The organism is Mesorhizobium norvegicum (genome assembly GCF_004919685.1).
In the GTDB taxonomy this organism is placed as follows: Bacteria; Pseudomonadota; Alphaproteobacteria; order Rhizobiales; family Rhizobiaceae; genus Mesorhizobium; species Mesorhizobium norvegicum.
On record NZ_SMYZ01000021.1, the window covers coordinates 162441 to 174496 of the forward strand.

Genomic DNA, 12056 nt, shown 5'->3' on the forward strand with positions numbered 1-12056 from the left:
CATGGATGTCTGCGCCGGCAATCCCGTCTCACGGATCTAAAGCCACATGGCTCTTTTTGAACTCACCCTTGTCCTGCTTTTGACTGCCGTCGCGCTGACGGCGCTGTCGCGACGGCTGGAGATCCCCTATCCGTCGCTGCTGGCTTTGGCCGGGGTCGGGATTGCGTTCGTGCCTGGCGCGCCAATGATCGAGATCGATCCGGAACTGGCGCTTGCCCTGTTCATCGCTCCGGTGCTTCTCGACGCCGCCTATGACACCTCGTTGCGCGACCTGAAGCGCTACCGGCTGTCGCTGGCACTGCTGGCGCTTGGCGCCGTTGTCTTCACCACTGTGGTGGTTGCGTTCGTTGGCTGGAAGATGGCCGGTCTGCCGATCGCGGCGGCGATCGCGCTCGGCGCCATCGTAGCACCTCCGGATGCGGTGGCGGCATCTGCTGTGCTCGGACAATTCAAGGTGCCGCACCGCATCACCGCCATCCTGCAGGGCGAGAGCCTGCTCAACGATGCCACGGCACTGCTGATCTATCGGCTGGCGGTTTCGGCAGCGCTCGGCTCGATTATGCTGAGCAACGCCATTCCGACGATCTTGTTGTCAACCATAGGCAGCCTGGTTGCGGGTTATCTGTTTGGCCGCTTCTCGCTCATGACGCTCACCCGGATCGAGGATGCGGCGAGCAGCACGGTGGTGCAATTCGCAGGCACTTTCGGCGTCTGGATCCTGGCCGACAGGCTCGGCCTTTCGGCCATCATCACCATCGTCGTCTACGCCATGACCATCGCGCGCAGGGCGCCGCGCCGCATGTCGGCGAGACGCCGCGTCAGCACCTATTCGGTCTGGGAGACGGCCGTCTTCGTGCTCAATGTGCTGGCTTTCGTGCTGATGGGCCTGCAGGCACGGTCGATCGTCGGCCGGCTCTCCGGAGAAGGGCAAGGCGAAGCCTTTCTCTTCGCCGCGACGGTGCTGGCCGTCGTCATCGTGGCGCGCCTCGTCTGGGTGGCGAGTTACGTTGCGATCATAAGATGGTTTGCCCGCTTCGGCAGCGAAGAGAGGAGGCGAGATGTGCCGACGTTTGGCGGCGCCGTGCTGGTCGGTTGGTGCGGCATGCGGGGGCTGGTGACGCTGGTGGTGGCCATTGCCCTGCCGGCCAATTTTCCCGGCCGCGATCCGATCGTGCTTGCCGCCTTCGCGGTGGTTCTGGGCACGCTGGTGCTGCAAGGCATGACCCTGAAGCCTTTGCTGCGGATACTCAACTTCGATCCCGACAGAACCGTCGACAACGAGGTGGCGCAGGCGCGCGTTGCCATCATGCAGGCCGCGCTCGATGTGTTGAGCCGCAAGACGTCCGCGGCGGCAGCTGTTGTGCGCGAGCAATACGAGGCCCAGCGCCTGGTCGCGGAAAATCCGGACGACGCACAGGCGGCGACCGAATATGACCGGCTGCGCCTCTATGCCATCAACCGCCAGCGCGACACGCTGGAGGAACTGCGCCGCAACGGCACGATCGGTGACGAGGCCTATCACCGGCTGGAGGAAGAGATCGACTGGGCGGAACTGGCGGCATCGCCGGCTGGAAGTTTCCAGCCGCTGACGACCTCCTGACCGCTGGCCCATCCCCGTCGCTCGCTCGGTACATTGCAACGCTATCGCCGAACGGCTACTGCCATCACAAAATTGAGCCGGATAAGCAATGAAGCTGGTCAGCTACAACATCCAGTACGGGTTCGGCGGCGACGGCCGCTACGATCTTTCGCGTGCAGCGCGGATCGTTGCCGGCGCTGATATCATTGCTTTGCAGGAAGTCGAACGACACTGGCAGCGCAGCAATTTCGACGACCAGCCGGAGCAGCTTTCCAGCCTGCTGCCGGACTATCACTGGGTCTATGGCCCAGCCTTCGACATGGATGCCAGCGAGCAGCGCGACGGTCGTCTGGTCAACCGGCGCCGCCAGTTCGGCACCATGGTGCTGTCGAAGCTGCCGATCGTCTGGTCCCGGCTGCATGCGCTGCCGATGCGCCGCACGCTGCGGCCGCTCAACACGCGCAATGCGGCGCTCGAATGCATGATCCGCACGCCGGCCGGCCCGGTGCGGGTGTTATCGCTGCATCTCGCTCATATCGCGGTCGAGGAGCGGCTGGAGCAGATCGACTATCTCATGGCCGAGCACCGCCGGGCACCGTCCGATGGCGGGCCGTGGAGCGGTGTCGACGACGAGCCCACGCGCAATTGGACCAGCGGCGAAGCGGAGCCGGAAAACCCGCTGGCGGCGATCTGGATGGGTGATTTCAACATGGAGCCGGGCAGTGCCGAATACCGCCGCATCGTCGGCAGCACGCCCTACCATCGCGGCGCGGCCTACCTTGACGGCTTCGTTGATGCCGCCGCTGTCGCCAGCGAGCCGGCCGCGGATTTCCACACCCATGTGAAGACCATCGACGGCAAGGTTACAAAACGCCGGCTCGATCATTGCTTCGTCGGTGGTATGTTTGCCGGGCGCGTGCGCTCGATCAGTGCCGACATCGGTGAGATTGCCTCGGACCATTTCCCGCTGCGGGTTGACATCGATCTCGAAACGCCCGGCATCGCCCCATGAGCCGCGCATGACACTTTTCGTCTTCTTCGCAGTGCTTGCCGCCGCCGCCATGCACGCGATCTGGAACGCGCTGGTCAAGGTCCATCTCGACCGCTTCCTGTCGATCACGCTGATGACGCTCGGCATGGGCGCCGCAGCACTGGTGGTGCTGCCCTTCGTCGAAGTGCCGAAGGCGGAAGTGTGGCCCTACATCATCGCCTCGGTCATTTTCCACATGGGCTACCGGACCTTCTTGATCGGCGCCTACAAGGCCGGCGACTTCGCCCAGACCTATCCGCTGGCGCGCGGCACCGCACCGCTGCTGGCGGCCTTTGGCGGCATGTTCGTCGTTGCCGAGATACCGGGGCCGTTCGCCATTCTCGGCATTTTTCTGCTGTCGGCCGGCACGCTGGTGATGTCGTTTCGCGGCGGCGCGCATCTGGAAAAGCTGAACCTGCGCGCGGTCGGCTTTGCGCTGGGCACCTCGATCTTCATCGCCAGCTACACGCTGTCCGACGGCAGCGGCGCGCGGCTGGCCGCCACGGCGCAGAGCTATGCCGCCTGGCTGTTCATCTGCGACGCTTTTGGCGCCTTGGTGCTGTGCCTCATCTTCCGTGGGCCGAAGGCGCTGCCGGTGCTGGCGCGCGACTGGAAGACGGGGCTGTTCACCGGCGTGCTCAGCGGTGCGGCCTACTGGATCGTGATGTGGGCGATGACCAACGCGCCGATCGCCTCAGTGGCATCGCTGCGCGAAACCTCGATCCTGTTTGCCATGATGATCTCGGTGTTCGCGCTCGGCGAGAAGATGACGGGCTGGCGCGGTGCCGCCGCGCTCAGCATCGTTGCGGGTGTCGTCGCGCTCAGGCTTGGCTGATCTCCAGATCGAAGACCATCAGTCCGTCCGTGCCGCCTTCGAGAGCCGCCACCAGCCGCGCGCCGGCGCGCTGATGCGCCTCATGCACCAGATAGGCGTCGCGCGCGGCGGCATCGCGGAAATCGATGGTGAAGCCATGGCTGAAGCCGCGGGCAAATGGCTCCGGGCTGACATTGGCGCTGAATTTTACCGTGTCCATGCCGTCGATCACCTGTCGCAGCGCCTCGAGATCGGCGTGGATTGCCTTGCGTTCGCCGTCGCCAACATCGTTGCGGAATCTAGCGAAAACACAGTGCCTGATCATTTCTTGCTCCTGAGTGGCTAAGCTGCCCGGTTTCCGGAAAACACCGCCGGCGGCAATGGCTCGCGGCCGAGGACCAGGTCGGCGCCCTTTTCGCCGACCATGATGGTCGGCGCATTGGTGTTGGAGGAGGGCACGCGCGGCATCACCGAGGCGTCGCAGACGCGCAGGCCTTCAATACCGCGCAGTCGCAGGTCCGGCGTCACCACAGCCATCTCGTCATGGCCCATGCGGCAGGTGCCGACCGGGTGGTGGTCGGTCTTGGAGCTGCGGCAGGCATAGTCGAACAGCTCGTCGTCGCTGGCGAGTGTCGGGCCAGGCAGCACTTCGCGCAGCACGTAAGGGGCAAGCGCCTTCTGCCGCATGATCTCGCGCGCCAGTCGCAGCCCCTTGATCGACATGGCGCGATCATAGGGATCGGACCAGTAGTTCGGATCGATCAGCGGATGATCGGACGGGTCGGCACTCTTCAACCGCACCGTGCCGCGCGAGCGCGGCCGCAGGAAGGCCGAGTTCAAAGTGACGCCGGGGTTTTTCAGCTTCTCGACGCCGGCCTCGATGCCGGAGCCCAAGCCGAGATGGAACTGGATGTCGGGCGAGGCGGCGGTCGGGTCGGCGTACCAGAAGCCGCCGGTCTCGAACAGGCTGGAGGCCACCGGCCCTTTCTTCAGCAGCAGATATTGCAGGCCGGCCCAGGCCGTGCGGTGCAGCTTGGCGTAGTTGTCGTAGGTGTGGTCACCGGTGCATTCGGCGATGACGAACAAATCGAGATGGTCCTGCATGTTGGAGCCGACGCCGGGCAGGTCGTGCACCGGTTTGACGCCGACCGCCTTCAAATGGTCGGCCGGGCCGATGCCCGACTGCATCAAGAGCTTCGGCGAGCCGATGGCGCCGGACGAGACGATCACCTCGCGCTCGGCGCGCAGGATTTTCTTCTCGCCGCCTGGCCTGTCGACCACCTCGACACCGATGGCACGGCCCTTCTCGACGACGATGCGGGTCACCAGCACATCGGTTCGGAGGGTGAGGTTCTTGCGGGCGCGGATCGGCTTCAAATATGCGACCGAGGCGGAGGAGCGCCGGGCATCCTTCTGGGTCAGTTGGTAATAGCCGACACCTTCCTGGCTGGCGCCGTTGAAATCCGGATTGAAGGGGATGCCCATCTCCTGGCCGGCGCGGAAATAGGCCTCGCAGATCGGCAACGGCGAAATCGGGTTCGACACGCCGAGCGGGCCCTGGTCGCCATGAAAGTCGTTGGCGTAGCGCTGGTTGTTCTCGGCGCGTTTGAAGTAAGGCAGCACGTCGCGATAGCCCCAGCCGACAAGGCCTTCTTCCTTCTCCCAGGCGTCATAGTCACGGGCATTGCCGCGCGTGTAGATCTGGGCGTTGATGGAGGAGCCGCCGCCGACCACCTTGGCCTGCGTGTACCAGAAGACGCGGTCCTTCATGTGCTTCTGCGGCACCGTCGACCAGCCCCAGGAGGCAATGCCCTTGGTCATCTTGGCGAAGCCGGCCGGCATGTGGATGTAGGGATGCCAGTCCTTGCCGCCAGCTTCCAGCAGCAGGACCGAATTGGCCGGATCCTCGCTCAGCCGGTTGGCCAGAACGCAGCCGGCCGGACCGGCACCCACGATGATGTAGTCGGTCATGACACTGTCCACTTACAGTCGCGGCACAGAGAGCGCGCCGTCGACATTGATGATCGAGCCGGTCGAAAAGCCGAGCTTGCCGCCGGCGAGGGTCGCCACCACTGCGCCGATATCCGACGCTTCGCCCCAGCGTTTGGCCGGCACCAGTCCGCCGTCGATGAGCGCATCGTATTTGGCGGTGACACCTGATGTCATGTCGGTGCGGATGATGCCGGGCCGCACCTCGAACACGCCGATGTTTTCGGGCGCGAGCCGCAGCGCCAGGTTCTTCACCCACATCGAAAGCCCGGCTTTCGAGATGCAATAGTCCGGTCGCTCCGGCGATGCCATTTCGGCGCTGACCGAGGTGATGGTTATGATGGATCTCTGATCGCCCGATGTGGCCAGCATTGCCTTGGCGACGGCCTGGCTGAGGAAGACGGTGCCGCGCAGATTGATGCCCAGAGTGCGGTCGAAATTCTCCGGCTGGAGGTCCAGCAGGTCACCGCGCACAACGGCGCCGACACCGGCATTGTTGACCAGGCAGTCGATACGGCAGAAGGCGCGCATCGCTGCGTCGACAAGTGTGGTGTGGCTGGCGAGGTCGGCAATGTCGCAACGGACATAAGCGAATTTCGCGCCGCGCCCGGCGATGTCGATGGCGAGTCCGTCAGCGGCTGCTTCGGCGAGATCGGCGACCAGAACATCGAAGCCGGCATCGGCGAGTGCCTGGGCGCAGGCAAGGCCAATGCCGCGCGCGCCGCCGGTGACAATGGCCGCCGGGCGGGTCATGCGGCGAGTTCCGTCTTGCGGATATGGTCGGCGACACGCAGCGCTTGTGCGGCGATCGACAGTGCCGGATTGACCGCCGCCGAATTGGGCAGGAAGCCGCCGTCGACGACGAACAGGTTCCGGTGATCGAACGACCGGCAGAAGGGATCGAGCGGCGCGGTCGCCGGATCGTCGCCCATCTTGACCGTGCCGCACTGGTGCGAGGGCGTGCGTTTGTCGAAGGGCCGCGACAGCACTAGGGGATAGCCGCAGGCGCGGAAGTTGTCGCGCATCACCTTGGTCAGCCCGTCGAGCGACTGCATGTTGGAGCGCCGCCACTGCATGACGATGTCCTTGCCATCGACCATGATGCGGCTTTCAGGGTCGGGGAGATCCTCGCACATCAGGTACCAGTCGACAGCGTGGCCGGCCATGAAATCGAGCGCGAATTTCGGCGTATATTTGACATTGGCCTTGAGCATGTTGCCATCGATCTTGCCGAGCAACTGGACATTGCCGAGCGGCTTGCCGCCCTTGCCGTCGGACAGATAATAGTCGTTCAGCATCAGCGTCTTCTGGTAGACGGAATCGTTCCTGCGGCGCGGGTCGATCGCTAGCATGGCGCTGGAATTGTGGTTCATGAAATTGCGCCCGACCTGGTCGGAGCGGTTGGCAAGGCCCTTGCCACCCCCACTGCCGTTGTTGGGCGAGGGCGAGCGCAGCAGGATGACGGCGGAATTGACCGCGCCGGCCGAGAGGATGACCAACTTCGGCGACACTTTCTTCAGTTCGCCGTTCTGGCGATAGTGAATGGCTGATATGGTTTTGCCGTCGGGCGACGCTTCGAGATAGTCGACGTAAGCGCCGGTCTCGAGCCTGATGTTGGTGTCGGTCAGGGCTGCCGTCAGCGGTCCCGTTTGTGCGTCGACCTTGCCCTGGCCGGTGTTCGGGAAAGCATCCCAGCCGGTCTTGCCCTCTTTCAGCCAGGTGTCGATGTCGACGCCGAGCGGCAGCGAGGCCGGATGCAGGCCGAGCCCCTTGAGCTCGGCGCGGGCGCGGGCGATGGGGGCTTCGTCGGGCACCGGCTTGAAGGCATAGGGGAGCGAATGGAACGGCTCGGTCGGGTCCTCGCCCAGCGTGCCGCGCACGCGAAACAGCTGTTCGGCTTTCGAATACCAAGGCTCGAACTCGTCATAGGAAAACGGCCAGGCCGGCGAGACGCCGCCGAAATGCTCCATGGCGGCGAAATCTTCTTTGCGATAGCGGATCAGCACCGCGCCGTAGAATTTCGAATTGCCGCCGACATAGTAGTAATTGCCGGGGTTGAAAGCGGCACCACCGGCTTCGCGCCACATCTCCTTTGGCCGGTAATGGCCATCGACGAAGATCGAGCGCGTGTCGCGTGCGTGTGGCGTCGCCGGCAACGGTTCGCCGCGTTCCAGCATCAGGATCGAGGCGCCGCTGCCGGCAAGGCCGGAGGCGATCGTGGCGCCGCCAATGCCGGAGCCGATGATGACGATGTCCGGATTTGTCATGGCCGTCAGCGAATGCGGTTCTCGGTCGCCGGATCGAAGAACACCGCCTTGGTCAGGTTGAAGGCGAGCGGCGTGCTGGTGCCCGGCTGGATGTTGGCGTCGGCGCGCAGCCGCGCCACCACGCCCTTGCCGCCGAGATTGGTGACGGCGAAGGTGTCCGAGCCTGCCGGTTCGACGACCTCGATATGGCAGTCGGCGGTGGCAATATTCGACGCATTGCGCTCGGCACCTTCCGGATCGGTCAGCGCCTCAGGGCGGACGCCGAAAATGATCGGCTTGCCCTGGAATGCCGACAGGCCCGCCGGCGCATTGGCCATCGGCAGGTTGATCGGCTCGCGCGCCTCGCGCTGCAGCACGACCGACAGCGCGTTGCCATTGGTGCCGATCGTCGCCGGGATCAGGTTCATCGCCGGCGAGCCCATGAAATCGGCGACGAAGAGATTGGTCGGGTTGTTGTAGATTTCGGCCGGGGTGCCGAACTGTTGCACCTCGCCGTCGCGCATGACGGCGATCTTGGTCGCCAGCGTCATCGCCTCGATCTGGTCGTGGGTGACATAGACGATGGTGGTGCCGGTGGTGGCGTGCAGGCGCTTGATCTCGATGCGCATGTCGACGCGCAGCTTGGCGTCGAGGTTGGACAAAGGTTCGTCGAACAGGAACAGTTTGGGGTCGCGCACCAGCGCCCGGCCCATGGCGACGCGCTGGCGCTGGCCGCCGGAAAGCTGGCTCGGCTTGCGCTGCAGCAGGTGGCCGATCTGCAGCACCTTGGCCACCTTGTCGATCGCCTTCTGGCGCTCCGCCACCGGTACGCCGCGCATCTCCATGCCGAAGGAGATGTTTCCGGCCACCGTCATGTTCGGGTAGAGCGCATAGCTCTGGAACACCATGGCGATGTCGCGCTTGGAGGGATGCAGATCGTTGATCTGGCGGCCGTCGACGCGGATTTCGCCCGAAGTGATCGTCTCCAGGCCGGCGATGGTGTTGAGCAAGGTCGACTTGCCGCAGCCCGACGGGCCGACCAGCACCAGGAAGCCACCTTTCTCAAGCTCGACATCGATCCCTTTCAGGATCTCGACCTGGCCGAAGCGCTTTCTCAGACCATCAATTTCCAGAAAAGCCATCAGATTATCCTTTGACGGCGCCAGCCATGAGACCGCGCACGAAGTAGCGGCCGGCGAGCACATAGACGAGAAGGGTGGGCAGTGCCGCGATCATCGCGGCCGCCATGTTGACGTTGTATTCGACGACGCCGGTCGAGGTGTTGACGACGTTGTTGAGCGCCACCGTCATCGGCATCGAGTCACCGGTGCCGGCGTAAGCCGAGGCGAACAGGAAGTCGTTCCAGATGTTGGTGAACTGGTAGATCACCGTGACGACGAAGATCGGCATCGAATTCGGCAGCATGATGCGGCGGAATATCTGGAAGAAGGAGGCGCCGTCGACCTGAGCCGCCTTGACCAGTTCGGTCGGGAACGCCTCGTAATAGTTGCGGAAGAACAGCGTGGTGAAGCCGATGCCGTAGACGACGTGGACGAAGACGAGGTTGACCGTCGAATTGCCGAGGCCGAAACTCGTTCCGATCGAGTTTTGCAGGGTCACGCCGAAGCGGCCGACGCTGCCGAGGATCGTCGCCATCGGCAACAGCACCGACTGGAACGGGATGAAGCAGGCGAACAGCATCAGCCCGAACACCAGCGTTGCGCCGCGGAAGCGCCATTTGGTCAGCACGTAACCGTTCAGCGCCCCCAGCATCGTCGAGATCAGCACGGCCGGAACCACCATCTTGATGGAGTTCCAGAAATAACCCTTGATGCCGGCGCAGGTCAGGCCGACGCAGGTCTCGCCCCAGGCCTTCAGCCACGGGTCGAAGGTCGGCGCCTTGGGCAATGCCAGCATGTTGCCGTTCTGGATCTCGTCCATGGTCTTGAACGAGGTCACCAACATGACGAACAGCGGCATCAGGTAGAACAGCGCAAACAGCGCCAGCAGCCCGTAGATGACGATGCGGTTGATGACCTTGACGTTGACGCCGCCGGAGGCCTGGCGGGCGGGAGTGGTGACAGCGCTCATCGCGGCTTCTCCCGCAGTTCCGAATAGAGATAGGGCACGATGATGGCGACGATGGTCATCAGCATGATCACCGCACTGGCCGAGCCGACGGCCATCTCGTTGCGCTTGAACGTGTACTCATACATGAAGTTGGACGGCAGCCAGGCCGAGCCGCCCGGCCCGCCGCTGGTCAGCGCCACGACCAGATCGTAGGACTTGATGGCGAGGTGCGCGAGCACGATGAAGGCCGACAGGAAGATCGGCCGCAGCAGCGGAATGACGATGCGGCGGTAGAGCTGGAAGGTGGTGGCGCCGTCGATCTGCGCCGCCTTCATGATCTCGCCGTCGATGCCGCGCAGGCCGGCCAGGAACATCGCCATGATGAAGCCGGAGGCCTGCCAGACGCCGGCAATGACCACCGTGTAGATGACGAAATCCTTGTTCTTGATCCAGTCGAAATGGAAGCTCGTCCAGCCCCATTGATGCAAGGTCTGCTCAAGGCCGAGGCCGGGATCGAGGAACCATTTCCAGGCGACGCCGGTGACGATGAAGGACAGCGCCATCGGGTAGAGATAGATCGGCCTCAACACGCCTTCGCCGCGGATCTTCTGGTCGAGCAGGATGGCCAGGAACAGGCCGAGCGCCAGGCAGATGAAGATGTAGAGGAAACCGAAAATGCCCATATTGGTGATCGACGTGTACCAGCTCGATGGCGGGTCGGTGTCGAAGGTCCAGCCCCACAGCCGCTGATAGGCGCGCGAGCCGGTGATGACATAGGACGGGAAGGTCTTGGAATTGGTGAAGGACAGATAGATCGTCCACAGGATGAAGCCGTAGACGAAGACGATGGTGATGGCGAAGCTCGGCGCCAGAACGATCTTCGGCAGGGCGTCCTGCAAGCGCGAGCGCACCGAGGCGTGGTGCCGCTCCGGCGTCAGCTTGATCTGGCTTGTCGCTACCGTGCTCATAGGGCTCCTCCCGTCGACGCGATGCCAACCAGGTTCGCGGATCGGAACCTTCCCCGCCGGAGCGGGGAAGGCGTTTTGGGTGTGTGGTGCTTACTTGGCGTCGTCGATTGCCTTGACCAGCTCGGTCACGGCTTCGTCCGAGGTCTTGATCTGACCATGGACGAACTTGGAGACGACATCCTTGTAGGCATTGGCGACTGCCGGAGGCGCGCCATAACCCTGAGCCAGCGAGCCGAACAGCGTGCCGCCGTCGTTCGCAGCCTTCAGGTCGGCGATACCCTTCTTGCCGCAAGCGTCGAAGTCGGTGTCCGGAACGTCGGTACGGGCCGGAACCGAACCCTTGACGACGTTGAAGGCCGACTGGAAGCTCTTCGACAGGGTGGCGGTGGCCAGTGCGACCTGGGCGGCCTTGCGGTCGTCCGGAACGTTGAACATGCCGAACATGTCGGAGTTGTAGATCACGGAGCCGTCGGTGCCCGGGAAGCGATAGCACAGGAAGTCCGTGCCCGGGGTCTTGTTGGCGGCGTGGAACTCACCCTTGGCCCAGTCGCCCATGACCTGCACAAGGGCGTCGCCCTTGATGACCATGGCGGTGGCAAGGTTCCAGTCGCGGCCCGAGAAGTTCGGGTCGACATAGGTGACGAGCTTGGCCAGATTGTCGAACGACTTCTTCATCGTGTCGGACTTGAGCGACGCGTCGTCGAGGTCGTTGAAGGCCTTCTTGTAGAACTCAGGTCCGCCGGTCGACAGCACGACCGAGTCGAACATGGTGGCTTCCTGCCAGTTCTGGCCGCCAAGAGCGAGCGGGATCACGCCTGCCGCCTTGGCCTTGTCGAGCAGGGCAACGAAGTCGTCGAAGGTCTTCGGCTCGGTGCCGCCGATCTTGTCCATGACGGCCTTGTTGATCCACAGCCAGTTGACCGAGTGGACGTTGACCGGAGCCGCGACCCACTTGCCTTCATAGACCGAGAACTTCTGCAGGGCTGCCGGAACGGACTTGTCCCAGCCTTCCTTCTTCGCCGTTTCGGTCAGGTCGCCCATCACGCCGGCGGCCGCATAGTCGAGCACGGTGTAGCCGAGCATCTGCGAGGCGGTCGGATAGTTGCCAGCGGCAACCATCGCCTTCAGCGCGGTCATGGCAGCGTCGCCGCCGCCGCCGGCCACCGGCACGTCTTTCCAGGCATAGCCTTCCTTGGCCAGATCACCCTTGAGGACGTTGAGAGCAGCCGCTTCGCCGCCCGACGTCCACCAATGCAGCATCTGGACTTCCTTGACGTCCTCGGCATGGGCCGCGAAAGCCAGACCGGATGCGAGAGCCGTTCCGATAAGCAGTTTGCGCAACATGTACTTCCTCCCTTGT

General features: G+C 63.8%; 11 protein-coding genes. 3 read left to right on the top strand and 8 right to left on the bottom strand.

Going from position 1 to position 12056, the window contains the following annotated elements; all coding sequences use genetic code 11:
• The first annotated feature begins 46 nt into the window (after positions 1-46).
• The 3 genes from FCU66_RS08685 to FCU66_RS08695 all read left to right on the top strand — a co-directional run bounded on the left by FCU66_RS08685 (position 47) and on the right by FCU66_RS08695 (position 3444).
• Entirely contained in the window at positions 47-1600 is a 1554-nt protein-coding gene (locus tag FCU66_RS08685; protein WP_136616684.1) for a cation:proton antiporter, read from the top strand.
• 88 nt (positions 1601-1688) lie between these two features.
• Positions 1689-2591 (top strand): endonuclease/exonuclease/phosphatase family protein, encoded by a 903-nt coding sequence (locus tag FCU66_RS08690; RefSeq protein WP_136616685.1) that lies wholly within the window; start codon positions 1689-1691, stop codon positions 2589-2591.
• 7 nt (positions 2592-2598) lie between these two features.
• Positions 2599-3444 (top strand): EamA family transporter, encoded by an 846-nt coding sequence (locus FCU66_RS08695; RefSeq protein ID WP_136616686.1) that lies wholly within the window; start codon positions 2599-2601, stop codon positions 3442-3444.
• On the opposite strand, the gene FCU66_RS08700 is transcribed toward FCU66_RS08695, so the two are convergent.
• From FCU66_RS08700 to FCU66_RS08735, 8 genes are all read right to left on the bottom strand, one after another.
• Positions 3431-3748 (bottom strand): Dabb family protein, encoded by a 318-nt coding sequence (locus FCU66_RS08700; protein WP_136616687.1) that lies wholly within the window; start codon positions 3746-3748, stop codon positions 3431-3433. The two genes, FCU66_RS08695 and FCU66_RS08700, sit on opposite strands and share 14 nt — an antisense overlap.
• A gap of 17 nt (positions 3749-3765) precedes the next feature.
• A complete protein-coding gene (locus FCU66_RS08705; protein ID WP_136616688.1) occupies positions 3766-5394 on the bottom strand; it encodes a GMC family oxidoreductase in 1629 nt (542 codons plus the stop codon).
• Positions 5395-5406: 12 nt separating this feature from the next.
• A complete protein-coding gene (locus FCU66_RS08710; protein ID WP_136616689.1) occupies positions 5407-6165 on the bottom strand; it encodes a 3-ketoacyl-ACP reductase in 759 nt (252 codons plus the stop codon).
• Entirely contained in the window at positions 6162-7679 is a 1518-nt protein-coding gene (locus FCU66_RS08715) for a GMC oxidoreductase (protein WP_136616690.1), read from the bottom strand. The genes FCU66_RS08710 and FCU66_RS08715 overlap by 4 nt, the downstream gene beginning before the upstream one ends.
• Positions 7680-7684: 5 nt before the next feature.
• Positions 7685-8800 carry an ABC transporter ATP-binding protein gene (locus FCU66_RS08720; protein WP_136616691.1) on the bottom strand — a complete coding sequence of 372 codons (1116 nt, stop codon included), beginning with the start codon at positions 8798-8800 and terminating at the stop codon, positions 7685-7687.
• 4 nt (positions 8801-8804) lie between these two features.
• Entirely contained in the window at positions 8805-9749 is a 945-nt protein-coding gene (locus FCU66_RS08725) for a carbohydrate ABC transporter permease (protein ID WP_136616692.1), read from the bottom strand.
• On the bottom strand, positions 9746-10696 hold the full coding sequence (locus tag FCU66_RS08730) for a carbohydrate ABC transporter permease (protein ID WP_136616693.1): 951 nt from the start codon (positions 10694-10696) through the stop codon (positions 9746-9748). Before FCU66_RS08730 ends, FCU66_RS08725 begins: the two co-directional genes overlap by 4 nt.
• 90 nt (positions 10697-10786) lie before the next feature.
• On the bottom strand, positions 10787-12040 hold the full coding sequence (locus tag FCU66_RS08735) for an ABC transporter substrate-binding protein (protein WP_136616694.1): 1254 nt from the start codon (positions 12038-12040) through the stop codon (positions 10787-10789).
• Between the last annotated feature and the right edge of the window lie 16 nt (positions 12041-12056).